General features: G+C 47.2%; 21 protein-coding genes. 10 read left to right on the top strand and 11 right to left on the bottom strand.

Annotation, left to right across the window (positions count from 1 at the left end; genetic code table 11):
* Positions 1-150 precede the first annotated feature (150 nt).
* The 5 genes from AAKU61_RS04105 (at position 151) to AAKU61_RS04085 (ending at position 5,843) form a co-directional block, all read left to right on the top strand.
* Positions 151-441: a hypothetical protein gene (locus AAKU61_RS04105; RefSeq protein WP_354329875.1), complete on the top strand. Its 291-nt coding sequence runs from the start codon at positions 151-153 to the stop codon at positions 439-441.
* 245 nt (positions 442-686) lie between these two features.
* Positions 687-1,791 (top strand): peptide chain release factor 2 gene (prfB, locus tag AAKU61_RS04100; RefSeq protein WP_354329873.1). Its coding sequence is split into 2 segments (ribosomal slippage): positions 687-767 and positions 769-1,791, totalling 1,104 coding nucleotides; the frame shifts between segments, so codons are not numbered across the junction.
* 121 nt (positions 1,792-1,912) lie between these two features.
* A complete protein-coding gene (lysS, locus tag AAKU61_RS04095; RefSeq protein ID WP_354329871.1) occupies positions 1,913-3,451 on the top strand; it encodes a lysine--tRNA ligase in 1,539 nt (512 codons plus the stop codon).
* A gap of 98 nt (positions 3,452-3,549) precedes the next feature.
* Complete coding sequence (locus AAKU61_RS04090; RefSeq protein ID WP_354329869.1) at positions 3,550-5,373, top strand: ABC transporter ATP-binding protein; 1,824 nt, start codon at positions 3,550-3,552, stop codon at positions 5,371-5,373.
* Positions 5,370-5,843 carry a cupin domain-containing protein gene (locus AAKU61_RS04085; protein ID WP_354329867.1) on the top strand — a complete coding sequence of 158 codons (474 nt, stop codon included), beginning with the start codon at positions 5,370-5,372 and terminating at the stop codon, positions 5,841-5,843. Before AAKU61_RS04090 ends, AAKU61_RS04085 begins: the two co-directional genes overlap by 4 nt.
* Before the next feature lie 224 nt (positions 5,844-6,067).
* Here the strand turns inward: AAKU61_RS04085 and AAKU61_RS04080 are convergent, their stop codons facing one another.
* The 3 genes from AAKU61_RS04080 to AAKU61_RS04070 form a co-directional block, all read right to left on the bottom strand.
* On the bottom strand, positions 6,068-7,066 hold the full coding sequence (locus tag AAKU61_RS04080) for an NAD(P)/FAD-dependent oxidoreductase (protein WP_354329865.1): 999 nt from the start codon (positions 7,064-7,066) through the stop codon (positions 6,068-6,070).
* 62 nt (positions 7,067-7,128) lie between these two features.
* The gene (locus AAKU61_RS04075) at positions 7,129-7,293 is read right to left on the bottom strand and encodes a hypothetical protein (protein WP_354329863.1); all 165 of its coding nucleotides are present in this window, start codon (positions 7,291-7,293) and stop codon (positions 7,129-7,131) included.
* Positions 7,293-7,742, bottom strand: coding sequence for a CBS domain-containing protein (locus AAKU61_RS04070; RefSeq protein WP_322118398.1), 450 nt, complete (start codon positions 7,740-7,742; stop codon positions 7,293-7,295). Before AAKU61_RS04070 ends, AAKU61_RS04075 begins: the two co-directional genes overlap by 1 nt.
* 275 nt (positions 7,743-8,017) lie before the next feature.
* Here AAKU61_RS04070 and AAKU61_RS04065 point away from each other — a divergent pair, with 275 nt between their 5' ends.
* From AAKU61_RS04065 to AAKU61_RS04055, 3 genes are all read left to right on the top strand, one after another.
* Positions 8,018-9,328 (top strand): O-acetylhomoserine aminocarboxypropyltransferase, encoded by a 1,311-nt coding sequence (locus AAKU61_RS04065; protein WP_354329861.1) that lies wholly within the window; start codon positions 8,018-8,020, stop codon positions 9,326-9,328.
* Position 9,329: 1 nt separating this feature from the next.
* On the top strand, positions 9,330-10,136 hold the full coding sequence (locus AAKU61_RS04060; protein ID WP_354329859.1) for an alpha/beta fold hydrolase: 807 nt from the start codon (positions 9,330-9,332) through the stop codon (positions 10,134-10,136).
* A gap of 100 nt (positions 10,137-10,236) precedes the next feature.
* On the top strand, positions 10,237-10,848 hold the full coding sequence (locus AAKU61_RS04055) for a LysE family translocator (RefSeq protein WP_354329857.1): 612 nt from the start codon (positions 10,237-10,239) through the stop codon (positions 10,846-10,848).
* A 140-nt stretch (positions 10,849-10,988) separates the two neighbouring features.
* On the opposite strand, the gene AAKU61_RS04050 is transcribed toward AAKU61_RS04055, so the two are convergent.
* A complete protein-coding gene (locus AAKU61_RS04050; protein WP_354329855.1) occupies positions 10,989-11,660 on the bottom strand; it encodes a glutathione S-transferase in 672 nt (223 codons plus the stop codon).
* A gap of 114 nt (positions 11,661-11,774) precedes the next feature.
* Positions 11,775-13,259 carry a 4-hydroxy-3-polyprenylbenzoate decarboxylase gene (gene ubiD / locus AAKU61_RS04045; RefSeq protein WP_354329853.1) on the bottom strand — a complete coding sequence of 495 codons (1,485 nt, stop codon included), beginning with the start codon at positions 13,257-13,259 and terminating at the stop codon, positions 11,775-11,777.
* A 634-nt stretch (positions 13,260-13,893) separates the two neighbouring features.
* Between ubiD and AAKU61_RS04040 the strand changes: the two genes are divergently transcribed.
* The gene (locus tag AAKU61_RS04040; protein ID WP_354329930.1) at positions 13,894-14,742 is read left to right on the top strand and encodes a transglycosylase SLT domain-containing protein; all 849 of its coding nucleotides are present in this window, start codon (positions 13,894-13,896) and stop codon (positions 14,740-14,742) included.
* 67 nt (positions 14,743-14,809) lie between these two features.
* Here the strand turns inward: AAKU61_RS04040 and AAKU61_RS04035 are convergent, their stop codons facing one another.
* A complete protein-coding gene (locus AAKU61_RS04035; protein ID WP_354329851.1) occupies positions 14,810-15,718 on the bottom strand; it encodes a LysR substrate-binding domain-containing protein in 909 nt (302 codons plus the stop codon).
* A gap of 630 nt (positions 15,719-16,348) precedes the next feature.
* On the opposite strand from AAKU61_RS04035, the gene AAKU61_RS04030 reads away from it, so the two are divergent.
* On the top strand, positions 16,349-16,735 hold the full coding sequence (locus AAKU61_RS04030) for a DUF3224 domain-containing protein (protein WP_322119127.1): 387 nt from the start codon (positions 16,349-16,351) through the stop codon (positions 16,733-16,735).
* A gap of 121 nt (positions 16,736-16,856) precedes the next feature.
* On the opposite strand, the gene AAKU61_RS04025 is transcribed toward AAKU61_RS04030, so the two are convergent.
* The 5 genes from AAKU61_RS04025 to AAKU61_RS04005 all read right to left on the bottom strand — a co-directional run bounded on the left by AAKU61_RS04025 (position 16,857) and on the right by AAKU61_RS04005 (position 24,271).
* Positions 16,857-18,020 (bottom strand): pyridoxal phosphate-dependent aminotransferase, encoded by a 1,164-nt coding sequence (locus tag AAKU61_RS04025; protein ID WP_354329849.1) that lies wholly within the window; start codon positions 18,018-18,020, stop codon positions 16,857-16,859.
* Between the two features lie 141 nt (positions 18,021-18,161).
* Positions 18,162-18,626: a transcription antitermination factor NusB gene (gene nusB / locus AAKU61_RS04020; protein ID WP_322119129.1), complete on the bottom strand. Its 465-nt coding sequence runs from the start codon at positions 18,624-18,626 to the stop codon at positions 18,162-18,164.
* A gap of 94 nt (positions 18,627-18,720) precedes the next feature.
* Positions 18,721-19,218 carry a 6,7-dimethyl-8-ribityllumazine synthase gene (gene ribH / locus AAKU61_RS04015; RefSeq protein WP_354329847.1) on the bottom strand — a complete coding sequence of 166 codons (498 nt, stop codon included), beginning with the start codon at positions 19,216-19,218 and terminating at the stop codon, positions 18,721-18,723.
* A 95-nt stretch (positions 19,219-19,313) separates the two neighbouring features.
* A complete protein-coding gene (gene ribBA, locus AAKU61_RS04010) occupies positions 19,314-20,423 on the bottom strand; it encodes a bifunctional 3,4-dihydroxy-2-butanone-4-phosphate synthase/GTP cyclohydrolase II (RefSeq protein ID WP_354329845.1) in 1,110 nt (369 codons plus the stop codon).
* Between the two features lie 560 nt (positions 20,424-20,983).
* Positions 20,984-24,271, bottom strand: coding sequence for an amidohydrolase family protein (locus tag AAKU61_RS04005; RefSeq protein ID WP_354329843.1), 3,288 nt, complete (start codon positions 24,269-24,271; stop codon positions 20,984-20,986).
* Positions 24,272-24,662 lie beyond the last annotated feature (391 nt).

Genomic DNA, 24,662 nt, shown 5'->3' with positions numbered 1-24,662 from the left:
TGTAATATCTTTCTAATCATACTGAATACTTTTCACTAATATCTAAAATTACTATATTTTACAAAAGCGTAGCTATCCTATAATAGTTGCAGATATAACGATATAGAGGACGAACACCATAATTTTTACATACCTAACATGGAGATCAGCATGAAGCACATGAAAACGGTTTTGATACTAGAACATACAGAAGAAGTATTTGAAAAATTGACTTGCGATGTCTGCGGCGCAGAATCTAAATGGGATGAGGACTGGAGTAGTGAAGAAAGCCAAAAAGTCACCACTACAATCCAGTTATACGAAGAAGTCTCTCTCGCCAGTGGTGGGCAATCGACTCAAACTCAATATCATATTTGCCCGAGCTGCTTTAAAGATCATTTGTCAAAATGGTTTGAAAGTCACAGAAATAACAAACCAACCGAAATCAAGTCGGTCTGGTAATGATGGAATTATTTAGTACAGAACTGCATTAACAGAACTTTATTAGCTAAGCCTGACTTTAGATCTTAAAATAACTATGAACGGTTCTGTTAACCGTAAACCGTCCTATTGCCAATCAATTATCTTATTACTAATGATCAGATGTAGGCCGTGTTTTTCGGTTTGAATCCTCAGCAATCTAAATTAGATCAAGCTCCCCCTCGGGTATAATCTAGGGTTTGATTTAAATACTTTAGAAGAAAAATATGGAAGCCGAACGCCTCAATAGCCTGTCCGCCCTGCTTATCGACCTGACTGGTCGTGAAGCCGAACTTCGGAGGTATCTTTGACTTCGATGTCAAGTCAGAGAAACTAGAGCAAGTCAACGCCGAGTTGGAAGATCCCAAAGTCTGGGAAGAACCAAAGCGTGCCCAAGAATTGGGCAAAGAAAAAAAATCCCTTGAAGCCATCGTTCATACGCTGACTAAAATCGATATCGATTTGCGTGATGCCACCGACTTATTCGCTATGGCACGCGAAGAGAGTGACGACGACACCTTAGAAGCCATCGAAGCGGATGCGGAAATACTCAAAGGCTTAGTCGAAGGCATGGAGTTCCGCCGGATGTTTAATAATCCCATGGACCCCAACAATTGCTTTATCGATATACAAGCTGGTGCTGGCGGTACTGAAGCACAAGACTGGGCGTCGATGCTGCTGCGTCAGTATTTGCGGTATTGCGAACGTAAAGGTTTTAAGGTCGAGATTCTGGAACAATCTGATGGTGAGGTTGCCGGTATCAAGACCGCAACGCTGAAGGTGGAAGGCGAATACGCTTACGGATTTTTGCGCACAGAAACTGGCGTGCATCGCCTGGTTCGCAAATCACCATTTGACTCTGCTAACGGTCGCCACACTTCTTTCTCCAGCTTGTTTGTCTACCCTGAAGTAGATGAATCGTTTGAAATTGATATCAATCCTGCTGATGTTCGTGTGGATACCTATCGCGCCTCCGGTGCGGGTGGTCAGCATATTAATAAGACCGACTCCGCAGTGCGTTTAACACATGGCCCATCCGGTATCGTAGTCCAGTGCCAGAACGATCGAAGTCAGCATCGTAACCGCGCAGAAGCCTGGGAGATGTTGAAAGCCAAATTGTTTGAGCTGGAATTGCGCAAACGTATGAGCGAAAAACAAAATCTGGAAGACACTAAAACCGACGTCGGCTGGGGTCATCAAATTCGTTCCTACGTACTGGATCAATCCCGCATCAAAGATTTGCGTACCAACTTTGAAATGGGCAACACCAAAGCAGTTCTGGATGGTGATCTGGATGACTTTATCGCGGCCTCACTCAAGCAAGGCGTCTAAATCTAGTGCCAATCTAGTGCAAATTCAGCACAAGCTAAGCGCAAATTTGGTGATAGCAAAGTCCATCACTGAATTTTCCAGCTACGGATAAGTAAATAAATTACATACTGAGAGAAATTTCATGTCAGACCAAACTCATAACGCAGTACCGGCAGAAGTCGTAGTCGATGAACACTCCATCATCACCGAGCGTCGTGTAAAGTTAGATGCCATTCGCAAACAAGGTGTTGCTTTCCCAAATGACTTCCGTCCGCAACATAAAGCTGCTGCTTTACAAGCGCAATATGGCGCGACGACGCGTGAAGAGCTGGAGGAGTTGAATATTACGGTGGTGGTTGCTGGTCGTATGATGCTAAAGCGCGAGGCTGGCAAAAAAGCTGCCTTCGCTACTCTACAAGATGCCTCTGGCATTAAGGCAGATGGTCGTATTCAGTTGTACGTCACCTCCGACAAAACTGGCGAAGTCGAGATGGATGCCTTCCGCCACTACGATCTGGGTGATATTTTAGGTATCGAAGGTACGCTCTTTAAAACCAAGACTGATGAGCTGACGATCAAAGTCACGACATTACGCTTGCTGACTAAATCACTGCGCCCTCTTCCGGATAAATTCCATGGACTGGCTAATCAAGAGACGAAATATCGTCAACGGTATGTTGATCTGATCATGAGCGAGGAAACGCGCCGCACATTTAAAGCGCGTACCGCTGCAATGACTTCGATCCGTAATTTCATGATCAGCAATGAATTTATGGAAGTAGAAACACCAATGTTGCACGTCATCCCTGGCGGTGCCGCGGCGAAACCTTTCATCACACATCACAACGCACTCGACATGCAAATGTATCTGCGCATCGCGCCAGAACTGTATCTGAAGCGTCTGGTGGTCGGCGGTTTTGACCGTGTATTTGAGGTCAACCGTAACTTCCGTAATGAAGGTGTCTCGCCGCGTCATAATCCAGAATTCACCATGATGGAATTTTACGCGGCCTATGTTGACTACAAATGGCTGATGGATTTTACTGAGCAAGTCATCCGTAAGGCCGCAGAGGATGCGCATGGCACAGCAGTCCTAACATACCAAGGTAAAGAGCTGGATCTGAGTAAGCCTTTCCAACGCTTGACCATTGTCGGCGCGATCAACAAATATGCACCGCATTACACCAATGAACAACTGCATGATGCTGACTTCATCAAAACAGAATTGCTCAAGTTTGGCGTAAAACCGTTTGCGACTGCAGGTCTGGGGGCATTGCAGCTAGCTTTGTTTGAAGAAACAGCAGAAGCACAACTTTGGGAGCCGACCTACATCATCGACTATCCAGTTGAAGTGTCGCCATTAGCACGCGCCTCTGATACCGTTGCTGGTATCACTGAGCGTTTTGAGTTATTCATGACTGGTCGTGAAATCGCTAACGGCTTCTCTGAGTTAAACGATGCGGAAGATCAGGCGGCACGCTTCCAGGCGCAGGTAGCAGCAAAAGACGCTGGTGACGAAGAAGCCATGTATTACGATGCAGATTACATCCGCGCATTGGAATACGGCTTGCCACCAACCGGCGGTTGCGGCATTGGTATTGATCGTTTGATGATGTTGATCACTGACTCGCCGAATATCCGTGATGTGATTTTGTTCCCGCATCTGCGTCGCGAAGAATAATCGTGCTGTAAGCTAGAAATCCTCAGGGACTGTAAAATTTGCAGTCCCTTTTTATTTTGCTTCATTTGCAAAACCCGTCGTCAAATTGATCGAACGCTATGACAAAAACTCCAATGACAGCAACTGCAGGCACGACACCCACACACCCGCTCAAAAAACTACTTAGCTATTCAAAAAAATACCGTACTGATCTTCGTCTGGCGACACTATATTCGATTCTGAATAAATTTTTTGATGTCTTGCCAGAAGTCCTGATTGGCGTTGCTGTGGATATTGTCGTCAACGGCGATAAAAGCTTTTTAGCAAAAAAAGTTCTGGGTAGCTTTGGTGTCGTCGATACCTGGCATCAATTAGTCTTGCTAGGTATTGTGAATGTAATTGTATGGGGTGGAGAGTCCTGGTTTGAATATCTGCTCTGCCTGAAATGGCGCAAACTTGCCCAAAATTTGCAGCATGACTTGCGACTAGATACTTACGACCATGTGCAAAAACTGGAGATGGCGTATTTCGAGAATCAGCGCACCGGCAATCTGATGTCGATATTAAATGAAGACATCAATCAAATGGAACGCTTTTTAAATGGCGGTGCTAATCAGATCATTCAGGTGATCTGCTCCTCTGTAATGGTCAGTGCCGTATTCTTCGCCTTGCAACCTTCGCTGGCCATCATTTCTTTGCTACCCGTGCCAGCCATTTTGATCGGCGCATTCTGGTTCCAAAAACGCTTAGCACCGCGTTATGCAGAAGTGCGTGAAGCAGCAGGTGACGTCAGTGCGCGCCTGAATAATAATCTGCTCGGACTCGCCACCATCAAAGCCTTTGCTACAGAGAATTTTGAAAGCGCCCATATTGCCCAAGCCAGTAACGCCTATCGCGATGCGAATGGTCGTGCGATCGCAATAAATTCCGCTATCACACCTGTCATACGGATGGCGATTCTGGCAGGTTTTACCGCGACCTTGGTGTATGGCGGCTGGCTGACAATTCACGGGCAACTGGCAGTAGGTGCTTATTCTGTGCTCGTATTTTTAACCCAGCGTTTGCTATGGCCAATGACCGGTTTGGCAGATGTCGCCGATATGTATCAGCGATCTATGTCTGCAATTGATCGTGCGATGAATTTACTGAACACGCCGATCAAGATTACTTATGAGGGTGCGCATTTGCCACCGCATCAGGTCCAAGGTGAATTACGCTTTGAAGAGCTCGGCTTTGCCTATGGTGACACGACCACGCTGAAGAATATCAACCTGCATATTCCTGCAGGCAAAACAGTGGCGTTTGTCGGGTCAACTGGATCGGGCAAATCAACTTTAGTGAAACTGCTATTACGTTTTTATGAATCACAGTCGGGACGGATTTTGCTGGATAATCAGCCGATTAATGATATCAACTTACAAGACTTGCGGCGTTCGATTGGCTATGTGGCACAGGATAGTTTTTTAACCGATGGTACGATTGCCGAGAATATTGCGTATGGTCTGAGTGACATATCAGAACAAGCCATTGCTGATGCAGCACAAGCGGCGGAGGCGACTGAATTTATCAACAAACTGCCGTTAGGATTTGCCACCCGCATCGGTGAGCGCGGCCAAAAATTGTCTGGCGGTCAGCGTCAGCGTCTAGCATTGGCAAGAGCAATTTTAAAAAATCCGCCTATCCTTATTTTGGATGAGGCGACTAGCGCGGTCGATAATGAAACTGAAGCCGCGATCCAACGCAGTTTGGATGTCGTCAGTCGCAACCGCACAACCATCGTGATTGCACATCGCTTATCGACAATTCGTCAGGCTGATTGCATCTATCTCTTAGAATCGGGTGAGATCGTTGAAAGCGGCACGCATGAACAATTGCTGGCGCTCAATGGCGGCTATGCGTCATTATGGCGTTTACAAACAGGCGAAAGGATGACGACAACATGAACAAATCATTCAAATACGGGATCGCAGGAATATTCGCCGGTGTCATCGGTGTCGCTATTTACGGTGCCGTCGCCTATGTAACGCATGTAGCGCCTGCGACCAGTAGCACCGTTAGCATGCCGATTCAAGCATTTGCGGTCGATCCTAGTTGGGTCAAGTCGGGCAAACCCAATTTTAAAGCCGTTGAGTTTTCAGCGGCGACAGATGGCAGTTCCAGCTCAGGTATTTTTGAAGCAGAAGGACCATCTACATTTGAATGGCATTACCAATTGGACGAGTCGATTTATGTGTTGAGTGGCGGCGTGGAGATTGATTATCTCGGCCAGCACTTCACCTTAAAGGAGGGCGATACGGCATTTTTCCGCGCTGGCACGGTGGCATTGTGGCATGTGCCGGTCGGTATCAAAAAAACCTGGACGCTTTACAATCCGGGCAGACTAGCTCGCTGGCTAGGACGTCTAGGTAAATAACTCTGTCGAAGCGCCTAGGCAACCAAACCGAAACCGCACTGAATCACCACTAAGGCATCCCCAAAATCAGAAAACCAATTTGTCGTTTCTATGACCCAGAAACGACAAATTCTTACAAATCATTCAAAAATATACTACTCACTGTATTTTTAAACGTCCATATATAATATGGACATTAACCATGGTTTACGCCTATACTCCCCTTTTTTTATCGACCCCAAGGGCTAAGCAGCGGAAAATTTACTCGCTAGTGCCAATGCACTGGTGAAGGCATTCTCAACACGTCCTGATCCGGCCAACCCTGCTGCAAACCAGTCGCCGCACACGCCTATCCCCTGTTTCGCATTCCATAAGCAATCTTCTGCCATCGGCTCCACTGCTTGCGCATAACGCCAGCGATGGGCGACGGCATGGATTGGCTGTATCAATGATCCCGTTGCCTCATGAAAAGCCTTGGACAACTTCTCTTTGGCACGCTCGTTATCATCTTCCAGATGTTCTATGCTCCACTCTTGCGTCGCATGACAAACCCAACGCTCGCCCACCCGATGTGATGGTTTAGCAGTGTCGCTGGCGATCCAGCCCAGGCGTGAATTACTGACCCAGGCGCCTTCATACGGCAAATTGAGCGGAGTCTGAAAACCCAGCATTAACGTCCAGCACGGTGCCAGATGAACTTTGGCAGTTTGCTTCGCCATGGCAGGAGCCACTTGCAGCAAAGGTGTTGCCTGCTCTGGCGGAATCGCCAGCAGTACCGCATCAAAAGGCCCTGCCGATGCCGGGACAGGCACCATGTCGGATTTGATCGATAGTATCCATTGTTTTTCGAAAGGCACAATCGCAACCACTTGCTGCTCGGTGCGAATATCCAGACCATGTGCCAGTTGCTTACCCAAAGAACTCATCCCGGGAACCGCGACATATCGTTTGGCGGAGTTCCCAGTTGGCTTACTCAGACCATGATCCAGCGTCACTAGCTTACTTTCCCAAGGCACAACCCAACCTAATTTGCGCCAATCGTTAATCTCTTTTTTAAAGCGATCCGAAGTCGCAGTGAAATACTGTGCGCCATGATCAAAACCTCCCAACTCTGTCATCCGTGTACTCATACGCCCGCTGACACCACGGCTTTTCTCGTACACCGTCACATGATGACCTTGTGACTGTAATTGACGGGCGACAGTGAGTCCTGCTAATCCTGCTCCAACGACGGCGATTTGCATATAGTTCCTTCAAAAATTTGAGCAAAAGAAAACGCCCGCAAATCACATCTGCAGGCGTCGTTTTATTCTGTACGGATATTAAAAAATTGCGACAAACTGAGCAAGGCTTGAACTGAGGGAGTGACGAAAAATTGTCCCTGCAACGCACGTCGGCGGCGGCAATACAAAAAGTACTGCACCGCCAAATCACGCCGCAAAGGCGGTTTTGCGTCGATCCGCAGAGTCATTATTCTTCCTGCTGTTCTACTGGCCAATCGCGGATATACGCTTTCAGCATTTTGTTCTCAAAGCTTTGCGCTTCGAGCACTGCTCTTGCCACGTCGTAGAAGGAAATAATACCTAGCAGTGTTTTCGCATTCATCACTGGCAAGTAGCGGGAATGTTTTTCCAGCATCATGCGGCGTACTTCATTGACCTCGGTATCTGGAGTAACGGTCAATGGATGATCATCCATATATTTGCGCACAGTGCCGTTACCTAACGAGCCATTATTGGCATGGATCGCACGGATCACTTCACGGAAAGTAAGGATGCCGGACAAATCGCCGTACTCCATCACCACCAGCGAACCAATATCCTTTTCTTCCATCACACTGACCGCTTCTGAAATCGGAGTATCGGGAGTAATGGTGTAAAGAATATTGCCTTTTACCTGAAGAATTTCTGAGACTTTCATACCGCTCTCCTCTTTGTCATCAGTTGACATTGACTGATGTTTAATTTTTTGTGCCAACGAACGCGAGATTGGCCAGCACATTTGATGTTGTATGTTCAATGTATCGCAAGCATCGCAAAAAATCCAGCACAGATGCCAACTAATTTGCACGAAAGCATAACAATTTCAAGCAAACCGCTTCATTTTCATAGCAGAACAGGGTCGCAAGCGCATCCCAAACATCGGTGTTTCGATGGTAGCATTAGCACACTAAAAATCAGGAGAACAACAACATCATGAGCGGTCCAAAATACCACGGCTTTGACACTCTTTCCCTGCACGCTGGCGCGGCACCAGACCCGGTAACCGGCGCACGTGCAACCCCAATTTATCTGACATCCTCGTTTGTCTTTAAAGATTCTGACCATGCGGCATCCTTATTCAATATGGAACGCGCTGGTCATGTTTACTCCCGTATCTCTAACCCGACCAATGCCGTGCTAGAAGAACGTATTGCCGCATTGGAAGGTGGTGTCGCTGGGATTGCGGTTGCTAGCGGCCAGGCCGCCATGCATTTAGGCCTCGCAACGATTGCCGGCGCAGGCTCCCACGTAGTAGCCTCACGCGCCCTGTATGGTGGTTCGCAAAACTTGCTGGCTTACACGATGAAGCGCTTTGGCATAGAGACGACCTTTGTTGACCCTCGCAATCTGGATGCATGGCGTGCGGCTATTCGCCCTAATACTAAAGTGCTGTTTGCAGAAACCTTGGGCAATCCCGGCCTGGATGTCTTGAATATTGCGGCGGTCGCAGAAATCGCTCACAGCCATTATTTGCCATTGATGCTGGACTCCACCTTCACGACGCCTTATCTACTGCGCCCATTTGATCATGGCGCTGATCTGGTATTCCATTCGGCAACCAAGTTCTTATGTGGTCACGGTACGGCGATCGGTGGCTTACTGGTTGATGGCGGCACTTTCGACTGGCAACAAGCGTATGAAAAAACCGGACATTTTGCCGAGCTGTGCGAGCCTTATGATGGTTTTCACGGCATGGTTTTTTCAGAAGAATCCACCGTCGCCGCCTTCTCATTACGCGCACGGCGTGAGGGTTTGCGTGACTTTGGTGCCAGCATGAGCCCGCACAATGCCTTTGCTATTCTGCAAGGGATAGAAACACTCGGCCTACGCATGGACAGGCATGTTGCCAACACCCGCAAAGTCGTCGAATTTTTAGTCGCCCATCCGGCGGTTGAATCGGTCTCGTATCCAGAACTAGAATCACATCCCGATTACGAACTAGCGAAAACCTTGCTACCCAAAGGTTGTGGTGCCGTATTCTCGTTCAGCATCAAGGGTAACCGCGCCGCTGGTCAGCGCTTTGTCGAATCTTTAAATTTATTCTCGCATCTGGCTAATGTCGGTGATGCCAAATCACTTGTGATTCATCCCGCGTCAACGACGCACTTCCGCGTCCCGGCAGAACAATTGATCGCCTCCGGCATTACCGAGGGAACCATGCGCTTATCGATAGGATTAGAAAACGTCGATGATTTGATTGAAGACTTGGCGCGCGGCTTAAAAGCTGCTCAGAAAGGAGCCTGAGATGCTACTCACCGTTCATGACCACATCGCATACTGTTACACAGGCGGCAAACAATTCAATCCAGAGCAAGCAACCGTGGTCTTCCTCCATGGCGCACAAAACGACCATTCCGTGTGGGCATTGCAAACCCGTTACATTGCTCATCACGGCTTTAATGTTCTGGCAGTTGATCTGCCCGGACATGGTCGCAGCAAAGGTGCGGCGCTGACGACAGTCGAACAAATGGCAGATTGGCTGATCACCTTGTTAGATGCCGCTGGCGTGCAGCAAGCAATGCTGGTTGGTCACAGCATGGGGTCTCTGATTGCCTTAGAAACTAGCGCACGCGCGCCGGCAAAAGTCAGTAAATTAGCCCTCATCGGTACTGCCTATCCGATGAAGGTATCAGACACCTTACTCAATGCTGCACGCGACGAGGAGCAGACCGCCATCGATATGGTGAATATCTGGTCCCATAGTTCCATCGCGCATAAACCATCTTGCCCTGGGCCGGGATTTTATGTCATGGGCGGCAGCCAGCGTCTGATGCAACGTATTTCCAAGATCAATCCCGATAAAGTCTTTTATACCGATTTTTCAGCATGCAATGCCTATGCTAACGGTGAGCAGGCGGCGCAGGCGGTTAGCTGTCCAACCCTATTTGTTTTAGGAAAAAAAGACATGATGACGCCGCCCAAAGCGGCAGCTACGCTACGCACTGCGATCCCGCACAGCAAAACGACATTGATAGAAAATTGCGGACACTCGCTGATGGCAGAACAAGGCGATGCAGTGCTGACAGCCTTGTTTGATTTTATAAAATCCTAAGTGTAAGCAGACTGAGATCACCCCCCTCTCCCGCTTACGGGAGAGGGTTCCGCCAGAAATGCTGAAGCCACATTGTTAAGCCAATACAGAAAAATATTATATGGACAACTGGCTACTATTCGCTGCGACTGAGGCAGCACTCTCTTTATCTCCAGGACCCGCCGTTATGATGGTCGTTGCCTATGGCATGGCACGCGGATGGCGTATTTCTCTCTTCGTCACTTTGGGGATTTTGACTGGCAATGCTATTTATTTTGCCGTCTCAGCAACTGGCCTAGGATCACTCATATTAGCTTCGCCCAAGGTGTTTATGGCGATCAAATATATCGGTGCGGCGTCTCTGGTGTACTTAGGTTTGTCCGCTATTTTTGGCAGACCATCACCCATTACTTTGAGCAAATTAGACAGTAAACCGCAAAGTGGCAAACGGATATTTAGTACAGCGGTGATGCTGCAAATGACAAATCCAAAAGCACTGCTAGGCTTTGTCGCGATTCTGCCGCAGTTTATTGATCCACAAAAACCCATCATTCCACAAATGAGTATCCTTGCTGCATGCTCCATCATTCCAGAATTTTTTATTCTGCTGGGCTATGGCATGCTGGCAAACAAAGCCAGTCATTGGGCAACACAAGCAAAATATAGTTTAATCACTGAGAGAATTTCCGGAGCCTTGGTACTAACAGCAGGAATATTAATCGCAGTTGTTTAGCTGAGTTGAAAAATCAAATAAGACTAATTATTACAAAGATATATAAACTCGCTGCAATAAAATAATCCCTCTCCTTTTCACATTAGAGTTTGCAATGCAACTTCGTTAACGCCATGCCTTACTCAAAACGATTAACATTGCTAAGTCACTGACGACTCAATTACAAGCGGATTGGCGCTGGATATTGTTGGCGCTTTCGCCATCACAGCAATAAACAAATCCGATTGCAAGAATCTATCCAACCATGCAATCAAATGCTGGTATCGGCTGGAGTAAAACCAATCGGCATCCACCAGCGCACATTGGCGTACAAACGGCAAAATCGCCAGATCGGCCATACTCAGCTGCTCGCTGCTTAAATATTGGTGTTGTTGCAGGCGGCTATCTAATATCAGCAGGAATACTTCGGCTCTTTCTCTATACGTTGTTGCGCTGTATTCTGGGAAACGCTCAGCGTACTTATATCGATCCAGATCGTACTTAAACCTGCTGTCATTTTGACTGATCAAGTTTAGTACTTCGCTTGGCAATGTACCGTCGGGCATCAACCATAATGTAGTGTCGTGTTGTTGATGTTGTGCCATTGCCCAACACATGATGTCCAGACTTTGATCTATCACTCGTCCATCCGTCAATACCAACACAGGCACAGTGCCTTTAGGGGAATGATCAAGCATCGCTTGTGGTTTGTTACGCAAACTGACTTCTTGTATGTCAACGTCGACGCCGCTGAGCTTGATCGCTAGTCGGGCACGCATGGCGTAAGGGCAGCGGCGAAAACTGTATAACAAAGGTTTGACGGTGACGCTCATGAGGACTTGGTTTGATTGCTAACTATAATGATAGCGTGACTATTTTGTGATTACGACAAATGTGGAACCAACGAGCTTAGCCCTGCATTTGATCCTAGACGTGCAGGAATAAATCTACAATCCCAACTCCTGCCAGATCAAATCCACCCTCGCCTTCACTTCGGTCGACATCTGTATCGTAGTGCCCCACTCCCGGCTGGTTTCGCCCGGCCATTTATTAGTGGCATCCAATCCCATTTTGCTACCAAGCCCGCTGACGGGTGAGGCAAAATCAAGATAATCGATCGGCGTGTTATCGACCAGAGTCGTATCGCGCAGTGGATCAACCCTGGTCGTAATCGCCCAGATTACTTCTTTCCAGTCGCGGATATTCACATCTTCATCCACCACAATGATGAATTTGGTGTACATAAACTGGCGCAGAAAACTCCAGACGCCAAACATGACTCGTTTGGCATGGCCTGCATAGGCTTTTTTGATTTGTACTACGGCCATTCGATAACTACAGCCCTCTGGCGGCAGGTAGAAATCAGTGATTTCACTAAACTGTTTTTGCAGCAGAGGTATAAACACCTCATTAAGTGCCACGCCGAGAACCGCAGGCTCATCTGGCGGTTTACCAGTATAGGTTGAGTGATAAATAGGATCACGGCGCATTGTGATGCGATCTATCGTAAAGACGGGAAAACTGTCTTGCTCATTATAGTAACCAGTGTGATCGCCGTAAGGGCCTTCGAGCGCGTGCTCATAGCCAGTCGGATGCGACTCATCTGGGTAAATATGCCCTTCCAGCACAATCTCGGCACTGGCAGGTACACGCAACTCACTGCCGATCGCTTTAACCAGCTCGGTACGGCTGCCACGCAACAGTCCTGCGAATTGGTACTCGGACAAGCTATCAGGCACTGGAGTGACTGCGCCAAGTATGGTCGCCGGATCAGCGCCGAGTGCAACAGCAATCGGATAAGGCTGACCTTTATTGACGATGCCGTGCTCACGAAAATCCAGAGCGCCACCACGATGCGCAAGCCAGCGCATGATGACTTTGTTGCGACCTAAAACCTGCTGTCTATATATACCCAGATTTTGGCGCTTCTTATAGGGGCCTTTGGTAATCACCAGACCCCAGGTAATTAAAGGAGCGACATCGCCAGGCCAGCAATGCTGGATCGGCAGTTTCGCCAGATCGACATCGTTACCCTCCCAAACTATCTCCTGGCATTTGGCCCCGCGTACTTCTTTAGGCGCCATATCCCATACCGCTTTCACCAGCGACCCGAGACCCAGAATATCTTTAAATCCTTTCGGAGGCTCTGGCTCTTTCAGCGATGAGAGAACGTGGCCGATTTTGCGTAACTCACTAATACTATCTGCGCCCATTCCCATCGCGACACGATGCGGTGTGCCGAATAAATTACCCAGCACTGGGATGCTATGTCCTTTTGGCTTGGTAAATAGAAGCGCAGGACCTTCTGCGCGCAAGGTGCGGTCGCAGATTTCTGTCATCTCCAAATACGGTGAAACAGGCGTAACTATTTGTTTTAATTCATTTTGTTGTTGAAGCTGAGCAATAAAATCTCTCAAATCCGAATATTTCATGTTTTTTAGCTTTTTATGAGTTTGAACTAAGTAAAGTAAAGAAGTTGGCTAAGTGCTTGATTTGACAACGATTCGCCGCAATGCAGCATGAATTTTAAGATTTAAAAGTAATAACGATTAACTTCTATAGTATTGACTTGATATAAAACCGACCCTACAATTCGCCCAACTTGATGAAGAGGCTATAAATTAATCGCACTCAGTTGCTATCTAACTAAGATGGTAGCGCCAAACGGTAACATCATTCACGGGGATCGGGCCCCACATACAACATTGTAAGGATTGTTTTCAAAAGGCGTCTGCCTTGACCCGAAAAAAGTTGTTTGTCATTGGAGAGACTGCGAGTCGCCCATATATGTATATATAACTGACAAATAATTCCGGCGTCTTCCGATCGCGCCTGCGACGAAGACGATGTTTCTGATTCGTAGCTAGTCCGCTATACAGCACACCAGCAGTAACGCTGATTAGCAAGTACATAGTCTACGAAGGTTCAGGAGGTAATATGATTCAAAGTTTTAACCTAGCAGCACAAAAAAGTAATTTGCAAAATAGTACTTTATTTAGCGGCAAGATGACCGCTACAGCAATACTCACCGCATTGCGCGATGCACGCAATGGCTTCATCACAACGATGCACCACCTTTTGATGATATTTGGCGTAAGCGCGATTGTTGTGCTTGGTCTGATGTTTATCAAACCAGATCTAGTTGAAAAATTCAAATCCCTTTCTCCTTTTACAATCGCTAAACAGGATGTCGAAGAAGAAGCTGCACAAGCACCGAGCTTGGCGATGCTGATGGCAACTCCACTGCAAGTAGCACAATCTGACCAAGCGCCTGTTACCGTAACTGAACTAACTGAAGAAGATAGCAAAATGCTTGGCACGCAACGCCAGCAGCAATGGGTAACAAACTGGCTGGCTAAACGCTATCGTATTGCCAGCGATGCGACCAATATGCTGGTTTCTGCCAGTTACTTGACAGCGAAAGAGATCAAACTCGACCCTTTGTTAATCTTGTCCGTGATGGCGATTGAGTCCGGCTTGAATCCTTTTGCCGAAAGCCCGGTTGGTGCGCAAGGTTTGATGCAAGTCATGTCCAAAGTACATCATGAGAAGTTTCAGGAAATGGGCGGTATTAAAGCCGCGCTTAATCCGGTTGCCAACATCAAAGTCGGTGCCCTGATCTTAAAAGATTACGTCTCACGTGGTGGCTCGGTTGAAGCAGGTTTAAAACTGTATGTTGGTGCAGCTGCGTTTGAAAATGATGCTGGTTATGGTTCGCGCGTTTTGGCCGAATATCGCCGCTTAAAAGATGTTGCTAACGGCAAAAATATTCCTACTTTTAATGCACCGGTACCAATTCCAGTAACACCGCCAGCACGTCAGATAGAAAATATCGCGACTAAAGTTGATGCTGCTACAGAGACTAAAGCTGCCGAGCAAAAGCCAGCGCATCCGGAGCAAATAGCAAAGCTGTAATAATGTAGTTGAAAACTTCATCAAGTCGTAAAAAAGCCACCCCCACTATAAAAGTCAGGTGGCTTTTTTACGCGTCAAAGCCAAAATCGTAGTCCTTTGCTACATCCAGAGCTAGCTCGCGGAAATCATGCATTAACTCTGAACGTTTGCCGCCACTTGGGTATGCCAGGACATACTGGTGACGAATATCGCTGGCAAACGGCCGCACGATCACACCGTTAGAGCGCCAGACCTTAGCACCAAAAGGTTCAACAATCGAGATACCCAAACCATTCGCAACCATCGCATAACGTGTATGCGATGTTTGTGTCTTAACTCTATGGCGCGGACGAGTACCGGTTTCATCAAGACGAATCTTTTCCAGCTCATAACTTTGCGAAATAATGGGTAAGAAACCGATGATATTTTCCCCATCCAAGTCCATGGGATCAATCATCTCTTTATCCGCCAGGCGATGCCCTTCGGGCAAGCCGCACATGACACTGACTTCTTTAATGGTTTCTTGTTCCATGCCGGCGAGTGGCGGAAACGCCATGCATATAGCGATATCCACTTTAAGATTTTGCAATCGCATTAAAATCTCTGGCGTGTTGCAGCTATCTACAGTCACGGGCACATCGGGATGATGTTTAAAAAATTGACGCAAAATCAGCGGCAAAATCGTGGTGGACAAGACAGGCAGACAAGCGATCGTAATGCCTTCTGGCGCTTCATTTCGAATATTGCTGGCAACCTGAGTCAAGCGCTCTAGCCCCAAAAAATTCTCTTCCACTGCGCTATAAAACCGCACACCAGCCAAAGTAGGCTCTAAACGTCCTTTGTCGCGGTTAAACAACCTAAACCCGAGAGCACTCTCTAAATCAGCAATAAGACGGCTAATGGCTGGCTGAGTAATATTCATTTTCCGAGCGGCGCCAACACTGGTTCCAGCGATCATCAAACACCGGAACGCCTCAATTTGCCTAAATTGAATCATAGAGTTTCTTATCCCACATCGAAAAACAAACAGGAAAAAAATATACTCCCATGATGTATTATTTAATAGTCCATATAAATTCTGGACGATAACGAGTATTTTTAAATAATTATTGGGAGTATCTGTTTTTTATCTTAAAAATCAAGATCAACATAGCTTTGTTAGAGTTTTATCTAAGTACTCAACTTTCTGGATAAAACAATATAACTAGACGCTTGCCACATAACGAATTCACATTAAGTATGCGAATTTGTGAGTGGACATGATATGGCAATATTGTGATAATTTGTTACACCTTGTTAAAATTAGTTCACAAAGACAACCAAATAGTCTTAGTAAATTACTTTTAACATCGTCGTAAGCTGCTCTGCCATTCAAAATCCACGGCCAATATAATGGCTTGTTGGTCAGTCCAGCCGTAAGCATTACAGCATCAAAGTAATACCCACAAGGTGAAACATCGACGCGCTTCCATCTCCCATAAGTAGATCGAGTTGCGTTGACTAATTATTTTTATCATCGTCATCAACAGAGTCCGACCAAAATCTGGCGCGGACTTTATTCGGCTAAAGAGCTTGATGACATAGTAAAGACACTATTTGTCTGTTGTTTAACAACATGAGGGAGAATATGCTTGCCGTAGGAACTGTCAAATTGAATGGGATGGATGAAAAATTCAACCAGCACACGGGGATGATGCAATCCAAGGTGAAGCACCACTATGCGGGTGACATCGAAGCCGAGTCTTGTTTTGAATGTCTTAGTTTTTCCGCCAACGCCAATTCCGGAAATTTTGTCGGACTAGAATATCTGACGGGTCGCATTGGCAATCGCCGGGGCGGATTTATTCTGCAACACGTAGGATCAATCAAATCGGGTAAATCTGAAAGCACATTAAATGTGTTAACCGGCTCAGGCACAGGAGAACTGGCTGGCATCAAGGGTTACGGACGTTGTACCTGGAGCGATATTGGTGGTCAGGTGTCCCAGGTTTTACTTGAATATCATTTTGACTAGACATCAACGCTAGAGTCAATAAATCAAACTAACGATTTCGGTGAGAAGTAGTCGAAGAGCTACTCGACTTCTTAAGCGATTAACTTCATCTCTGTTATAAGTCCTATCGTTAGGCCGATCTTTAGCCCTGCAAATAGTGCGAGATTCTCTTCACTGCTTCTTTTAAATTATCCATCGAAGTCGCATAAGAAATCCGCACATAACGCCGTGCGCCGGATGCACCAAAATCCAAGCCCGGCACAATCACCACACCTGCCTCTTGCAACAAAGACCGTGTAAATTCGTCCGCGTCGTCTGAGAAGCGCGAACAATCTGCATACACATAAAAAGCGCCGTCTGGCATCACTGGCACATCAAAACCTAAAGCGATCAGCGCAGGCACGATGTAATCGCGACGACGTTTAAACTCCGCTTTACGTTCTTCATAAATTGCCAGAGCCTCGGACGAAAAACAGGCAATCGCCGCATGTTGCGCGACCGACGAGGCGCAAATGAATAGATTCTGTGCCAATTTTTCGAACTGAGGCACGATTCGCTCTGGCACCACCAGCCAACCCAAGCGCCAACCGGTCATGTTGAAATACTTACTAAAGCTATTGATAATCACCACATCATCATCCAGCGACAACGCCGAAACAGGCGCAGCGTCATAGGATAAACCTTGGTAAATCTCATCCACAATCGTAAAACCGCCATGACTTTTGACCGTGGCAATAATCTTTGCCAGCTCATCAACAGCAATCGAGGTGCCAGTTGGATTAGAGGGCGATGCGAGTAATACGCCTTTAGTCGCATCGCCCCAATGCTGACCTACCATCTGATCAGACAACTGAAAACGCTCGGCTGGCCCGCTCTCGACCAATACCGCCTTGCCTTCAAACGCAGCGACAAAATGCCGATTGCATGGGTAACAAGGATCTGGCATCAAAACTTCTGCCCCGGGTTCCACCAATGCAGCGCATGCCAGTAACAATGCAGCCGAAGCACCTGCGGTAACAATGATACGACTGGCCGGAATCGTCAGACCATAAGTACGTAAATAATGCTGGGCGATCGCCTCACGTAAGGCAGGCACGCCCAGTGCTGAAGTGTATTGCAAACGACCGTCGGCCATCGCTTTGCTAGCAGCATCAATCACTACTTGCGGCGCAGTAAAGTCCGGCTCACCTATTCCCATATGGATAATATGCCGCCCCTGCGCCTCCAGATCTGCCGCCATTTTGGCTAGCTCCATGACATGAAAAGGCGCGATATTATTTAAACGGGTGGCGAGATTGTGGTCCATAGAAGGCTCAATAAAAATCAATTTCAAATCAATTGCGGAGATAGTACGGCTAAAAAAAACCGCCTTACTTCAGAACAGAAATAAGACGGCTTTCGTAAAATCATGTTGATTGCTACTTTCGGGTAAAAACCTAACTCAGATTTACTTCCCTGCGCTGATCTCAGTAGCTCGCAATCTGGCAGCCAATTTATCCAACACGCCATTCACATATTTATGGCCATCCAAACCGCCAAATGACTTGGTCAGTTCTACCGCCTCATTGATGACGACGCGATAGGGGATTTCTATATGATGCTTTAATTCGTAAGCACCGATCAGCAAGGCGGCATGTTCAATTGGCGACAATTCAGCAATGGTGCGATCAATTAAGGGAGCGATCTCTTCGCGCAATTGGATCGATTGTTTGATTGCGCCATGCAAGAGCGCGTCAAAATGCTCACGATCCGCTTTGTCAAAGCCATGCGCCTGACGGATATGGGCATCAATCACGCCAGAATCTTCATTGTTCAATAACCATTGATACAATCCTTGCAAAGCGAATTCGCGAGCGCGATGTCTTGGCGAACGGCTTTTACTCGGGTTGGCGTGGATTTGTTTGCTTGTCATATTTTTCTCTTGCAAATGTATTTTGATTGCGCTCTGTTTGATTTTTTACGCAATTTATTTTAACTCTGTACTATGAATATTGGTCACTCAATCATCAAGCATCAAAATCAGCATCTTCTGTAGCTTCTGCCAATTCTTCCAATGCCAGCGTCAAGTTGGCCATTTCAACTGCGACGCGGGCAGCGTCAGTGCCCTTTTCTATCATGCGCGCTTCTGCTTGGTCATCGTTTTCCGTCGTCAAAATCGCATTCGCAATCGGAATGCCGCTATCCAGACCAACACGCGTAATCCCTGCACCAGATTCATTCGACACCAGTTCAAAATGATAAGTCTCACCGCGGATCACTGCGCCTAGCGCGATTAAAGCATCAAACTGATGAGTTTCAGTCAATTTAAGCAAAGCCAGCGGTACTTCTAAAGCACCCGGGACGGTGACATGCAAAATATCTTCATCCAAAACACCGAGACGGGATAATTCGGCCAGGCAAGAAGACAGCAAACCATTGCCAACTTTTTCGTTAAAGCGCGCTTGCACGATACCAATGCGCACGCCAGCGCCATCCAGATTTGAGTCGTAATGTCCAACAGTCATGATGTTTCCTTTTTGCGCCTTGGCGCTGCAATAAATAAAGTAAAGAATGGATTTCAACAAGAATAGGTTATTTTCTCCTACTCAAATAATTTTCTTCAAACAGGTTTGTCCATATAACCAACTACTTCCAGATCAAAACCTATCATTGACGGCATTTTTCTTGGATTGGCGAGTAACTTCATACGGCTGACACCGACATCCTTCAATATCTGCGCGCCGATACCGTAGGTCCGCAAATCCATGCTGGCAGCGCGTCCTTGCGGTTTAGTTTTAGGTGTCGTCAATGCTTTGAATTGATCAAACATCTGCTCGGCTGTTTCTTCGCAATTCAACAATACCAGCACACCGCATGGTGAGGCCTGTACCGCCGCCATTGCACTGGCTACATTCCAGGAATGCGTCGTGATTTTGCTCTCTAACAGATCAAGAATCGAGACTGGTTGATGCACGCGCACCAAGGCGACCTCTTCCGATTTAATCTCGCCATGTACCAAGGCTAAATGGGCAGAGCCACTTGGTTTGTCGCGATAGACGATGGCGTTAAACGTGCCATGCACTGTTTGCATTTCGCGCTCGGCTACACGTTCGACGATACTTTCGTTCTGACTACGATAATGGATCAGGTCAGCAATCGTGCCAATTTTTAAACCATGTTCTTTGGCGAATTCCATCAAGTCCGGCAGACGCGCCATAGTGCCGTCGTCTTTCATGATTTCGCAAATGACGGCAGCTGGCGTCAAGCCTGCTAAATCCGCCAGATCGCAACCGGCTTCAGTATGACCAGCACGCATTAAAACGCCGCCTTTTTGCGCCTTGAGCGGGAAAATATGACCCGGCTGCACTATGTCGTTCGCGGTCATTTTTTTATCGACGGCTACTTGTATTGTACGCGCACGGTCTGCAGCAGAAATCCCCGTGGTGACACCCTCGGCGGCTTCGATAGAGACAGTAAAGTTAGTACCGTAAGCGGTACCGTTACGGCTGGACATCATCGCCAGGTTCAACTCATCACAGCGTTCTTCTGTCAGTGTGAGACAGATTAAACCGCGACCAAATTTGGCCATAAAATTAATCGCCTCTGGCGTCACAAACTCTGCTGCCATCAACAAATCGCCTTCATTCTCACGATCTTCTTCATCAACCAAAATGACCATACGACCAGCGCGCAATTCGGCAACAATTTCTAAGGTATTCGACATGTTCATGGGGGGAGTCCTGGAGTTTTTGTGTTGTGCTTCAGTTGGAATTGCTAGTACTTCGTGCGCTTAGACTTAAATACAAGGCCGCACAAATAAAAAAAGCCGCTAAAAAGCGGCAATTTTTTCTCAAAACCAGACTGCTTTAGTAGGCCGCATTATACAACTTAGTCAGACTGACGCAAAATCAGGAGCAACTTCGATATACAAGGTGTAGACATAGTGCGTAGGGAGTTACATAAAAATCAGACCTAAATGCCGCCTTCCCCAAATGCTCTCGTAAGATTTTGGACAATCTGATTAAAAATCTACTCGCAATATAAATATACTCCCATGAGGTATATTTAAACTGTCCATATAACTGCTGGACAGTTGACCAATTTCCAAAAAAATAATGGGGAGTATATTAAATTTCACTCTAACCAAGTTCTAAATAAGTTCTGAATAAGTTCTAAATAAGCCATTACCAAACGTCAACTGGTTCCAAACAAAATTAAAACAAAATGCAGAAACCTGGATTCCACTTCCAGTCTCTGCATTCATGCGATCTACTCATTGATCACAAATGACTATCCTGGTCCGTCACCATCGCCGTGTCCACGGGTTTCTACCGGCACCGCACCACCATTTTTACCTTCGAAGAAGAAAGGCTTTCTGGCTTTAGCCGTACCACCCACCTCGTTCATCGTGTTGACATCGTACAAACGACCGTTCAGCATGACGTTAGCAATTTTGTCGGAGTTTTGGATGTTCGCCAAAATGTCGCCGTTGATGATAACCAGATCGGCCAGTTTGCCGGTCTCTAATGACCCGACATCTTTTTCCATACCAAGATATTTAGCACCGTTTAGCGTTGCGACACGGATCGCTTCTAACGATGTCATACCACCGCGACCGAGTGTCCACATTTCCCAATGGGCGCCCAAACCTTCACGCTGACCGTGTGCGCCTAGATTGACCGGGACGCCGGCGCGCTGCAATTCGGTTGCTGTGCGGGCGATGTTGAAGACGTTGTAATCTTCTTCCGGTGCAGTCTCTACCCGGACACTACGCGCTTGCAACACCGTGGCTGGTACATAACGCGACAAAATCGGATGACGCCATACATCCGTGTGTGCATACCAGTAATGCTCGCCATCCAGTCCGCCATAACCAACGATCAGGGTCGGTGTGTAGCCTACTTTAGTTTGCGACCATAATTGTTTTACGTCGTCATAGGCATTGGCAACCGGGATCGCATGTTCGATGCCTGTATGCCCATCAACGACCATGGTCATATTATGCTCAAACAGTGAACCGCCTTCTGGCACCACCATCATGCCAGTCTCACGCGCCGCTTCCAAAATTTGCTGACGCTGATCACGACGTGGCTGGTTATAACTCTTGACTGAGATGGCGCCGCCCGCTTTCAGGCGTTTTAAATGCGTGAGTGCGTCATCCAGATTATTCACGATGGCGCTCATATTGGCCTTAGCGCCGTACAAAATCGTACCGGTAGAAAAAATCCGCGGTCCCACCACTTTGCCCGCACGCTGCAGTTCGCTCTGACTAAAAATCTCAGCCGTGTCGTTGGATGGATCATGGATAGTCGTCACACCAAAGGCAAGTGAGGCATAGTTGATCCAGCTTTGCTGTGGAATGATTTCATCCTCACCCATACCGCCGTGCCAATGCACATCTACAATGCCAGGAATAATCGTTTTGCCAGCAGCGTCGATTTGCATAGCACCAGCCGGGATTGCAATGTCTGCAGCCTTACCAATGGCGACGATGCGATTGTCTTTAATCACAATGCGTCCATTCTCGATGACTTCATCCCCCTTCATGGTCACAATACGCGCACCAGAAATTACCTTGGTGCCGACGGGCTTATTCGCGGCTTCCTGGAAACCAATTTTCAACCCCGCCTCGGTTGGCTTAGCGATTTCTTTAGGCGAGCCGGGTAAAAACGTGAAGGCATTTTTTAACTCGCTACTAAATAACTCATCACCCAGCGAGAAAAAAATCTTGCTGCTATCACCCGACCAATGCGTATAGTCACCAGCGTTGACGTCCAGCTGTTTAACCGGCAAAGCATCCATCTTTGACCCCACGGTCACAGGCTTACCCGCAACCGGCAGTGGCGTCACATAGGTATGAAATCGCTCGGTAAACGCCAGCCAATTACCATCCGGCGACAAGGCAAAATCGCTGACAAATTCACCTTTAGCAACGGCTTGCTCTTCCCCTTTGTTTAAATCAATACGGACGAGCGATGTCGTCCAATCCACTTCACCGGCACGCTGCATGCGCGACACATACAGCTGATCATTGTCTTTACCAAACTGTGGTGCACTGCCGTCATCAGTGACTAAGCGCGGAGTGGCTTTACCATCTGCACTCGTCACAAAAATACCGGTATCCAAACCAAACCAGGGTGTCGTCAAATAACCGCCATGCATTTTTTCAAAAGCGACTTGTTTGCCGTCGGGAGAAAATTGAGGATTCACGTATTTACCCGGACTCTTGGTGATAATCGTTTCTGATCCGCCACGCACATCAATGGTGCGCACCGAACCCAGTTTTTCATCATCCCAGGTGGTGAATACGATGCTGCGACCATCACGAGAAAATCGTGGGAAAAATTCAAAATGGTCTTGTTGTTTGGTCAAACGCTGCGGCGTGCCATTTGGCAGATCGCGTACATACAATTGCCCTAAAGCCGAGTACACCACTTTATTACCTTGTGGCGAAACATTGACCCAGCGCAGTTGATGCACATCAAATTTATCTGGCGCGACGGGCGTTTCAAAACGGACGGCGGCACGGATTTCTCTGGTGTCTTTGACGTGAAAAGCGATTTCTTTTGCGGTATGCGCAAATGGATCAACACGCCAGATTTTACCTTTGGCCCACAGCACCATTTGTTTGCTGCCCGGAAGCCAACTCATCGATGGATACACGCCATGCACAGCCCAGGTTTCTTGCATATCGCGCTCTAAGTCACTCCATGCAACTTTCTCTTCACCGGTCTCTAAGTCTTTCAAAAATAAAGTGCTTTGGTTGCGCACGCGACGCACAAACGCCAAGTATTTACCATCAGGCGAAGGCGTTGGACGTACCGCACCGCCAGCGCCGCTGACAAATGCTTTGGTCTTACCGTCTTTTAAATCTTTACGGAAAATCTGATAAATCTGGGCATTCCCATTTTTATTGTATTCAAATGAATTTCCCGGTGTCGTGTCCTGTGAGTAGTAAACATAACGACCATCAGGAGAAAAAGCAGGCTCGCCCAAATCTTTTTGCCAATTTGGTTTCTCATTCAACTGCACACCAGCGCCACCGCCAATGGAATACAACCAGATCTCGCCAGACCCCAACGAGCGCGTACCAGTAAAGTGCTTACGGGCAGCAATATACTGACCATTCGGATGCCAGACAGGATTATTCAATAAGCGGAAATCTTCTTTGGTCAAGGCGTGTGCGTTGCTGCCATCCACATCCATCACCCAAATATTATCGCCACCACCGGCATCTGACATGTAGGTTAATTGCTTACCATCTGGCGAAAAGCGCGCCTGCATTTCCCACGCGATACTATGTGTCAGTGCTTTAGCCTCGCCACCTTCAACTGGCATCAAATACAAATCGCCCAGCAAATCAAACACAATTTGCTTACCGTCAGGGCTGACGTCAACACTCATCCAGGTACCGGTTTTGGTATCGATAGTCACCGTGCTCGCCACACCTGGCGGCGCATTCACGTCCCATTTTTTCTTGGCATCAGCGGCGTCTTTGGGGGTTTCTGCACTGATGGCGACGGTACTACACAAGCTTAGTAGTAAGGCGCACCAATGTGCTTTTGTGATGAATTGCATCTTGTCTCCAGTGGGTATTGAATCAGCAGGATCAGCGTTAGGAAAATTTGGATAGATTGAACCAACAGCACGGCGATTAAACTCAGCGATTGCTCAATGATTGTTCGGCGATTGAATTACGCTGCTCGTATTGTAAAAGAACATTGCCAGATTGAATTAAATTGTCCGATTTAATTATGTGTCAGCACAATCTCACATATTGATCGCCGTCACGTCATTGTTAAAAAGAGCTAAGGCGTCATTCCGGCATGGTTTTAGGCAGAACCCGGCGACGTTATTGCGCAAAACACCTGGCTTGGAAACGACAAACCGATTATCAGGATAACGACACAGGATGCTGGCTTAAAGCGCGCCGGAATGACATGAAAAAAACAATGAGACACCGATAAAA

This window comes from Undibacterium sp. GrIS 1.2 (assembly GCF_040544435.1).
In the GTDB taxonomy this organism is placed as follows: Bacteria; Pseudomonadota; Gammaproteobacteria; order Burkholderiales; family Burkholderiaceae_D; genus Undibacterium.
Note: the sequence above shows the minus strand (reverse complement) of the source record. Positions and strands in the feature narration are given on the sequence as shown.

Coding starts and splice junctions, on each gene's coding strand:
- ribH (WP_354329847.1), bottom strand. CDS start 19,218: ATGACTGTTGGACATTACGACTCAAATCTGGATGGCGCTGGCGTGCGC.
- AAKU61_RS04090 (WP_354329869.1), top strand. CDS start 3,550: ATGACAAAAACTCCAATGACAGCAACTGCAGGCACGACACCCACACAC.
- AAKU61_RS04055 (WP_354329857.1), top strand. CDS start 10,237: ATGGACAACTGGCTACTATTCGCTGCGACTGAGGCAGCACTCTCTTTA.
- lysS (WP_354329871.1), top strand. CDS start 1,913: ATGTCAGACCAAACTCATAACGCAGTACCGGCAGAAGTCGTAGTCGAT.
- AAKU61_RS04065 (WP_354329861.1), top strand. CDS start 8,018: ATGAGCGGTCCAAAATACCACGGCTTTGACACTCTTTCCCTGCACGCT.
- AAKU61_RS04070 (WP_322118398.1), bottom strand. CDS start 7,742: ATGAAAGTCTCAGAAATTCTTCAGGTAAAAGGCAATATTCTTTACACC.
- AAKU61_RS04085 (WP_354329867.1), top strand. CDS start 5,370: ATGAACAAATCATTCAAATACGGGATCGCAGGAATATTCGCCGGTGTC.
- ubiD (WP_354329853.1), bottom strand. CDS start 13,259: ATGAAATATTCGGATTTGAGAGATTTTATTGCTCAGCTTCAACAACAA.
- AAKU61_RS04075 (WP_354329863.1), bottom strand. CDS start 7,293: ATGACTCTGCGGATCGACGCAAAACCGCCTTTGCGGCGTGATTTGGCG.
- AAKU61_RS04050 (WP_354329855.1), bottom strand. CDS start 11,660: ATGAGCGTCACCGTCAAACCTTTGTTATACAGTTTTCGCCGCTGCCCT.
- nusB (WP_322119129.1), bottom strand. CDS start 18,626: ATGACAAGCAAACAAATCCACGCCAACCCGAGTAAAAGCCGTTCGCCA.
- AAKU61_RS04105 (WP_354329875.1), top strand. CDS start 151: ATGAAGCACATGAAAACGGTTTTGATACTAGAACATACAGAAGAAGTA.
- ribBA (WP_354329845.1), bottom strand. CDS start 20,423: ATGAACATGTCGAATACCTTAGAAATTGTTGCCGAATTGCGCGCTGGT.
- AAKU61_RS04040 (WP_354329930.1), top strand. CDS start 13,894: ATGCACCACCTTTTGATGATATTTGGCGTAAGCGCGATTGTTGTGCTT.
- AAKU61_RS04080 (WP_354329865.1), bottom strand. CDS start 7,066: ATGCAAATCGCCGTCGTTGGAGCAGGATTAGCAGGACTCACTGTCGCC.
- AAKU61_RS04030 (WP_322119127.1), top strand. CDS start 16,349: ATGCTTGCCGTAGGAACTGTCAAATTGAATGGGATGGATGAAAAATTC.
- AAKU61_RS04035 (WP_354329851.1), bottom strand. CDS start 15,718: ATGATTCAATTTAGGCAAATTGAGGCGTTCCGGTGTTTGATGATCGCT.
- AAKU61_RS04060 (WP_354329859.1), top strand. CDS start 9,330: ATGCTACTCACCGTTCATGACCACATCGCATACTGTTACACAGGCGGC.
- AAKU61_RS04025 (WP_354329849.1), bottom strand. CDS start 18,020: ATGGACCACAATCTCGCCACCCGTTTAAATAATATCGCGCCTTTTCAT.
- AAKU61_RS04005 (WP_354329843.1), bottom strand. CDS start 24,271: ATGCAATTCATCACAAAAGCACATTGGTGCGCCTTACTACTAAGCTTG.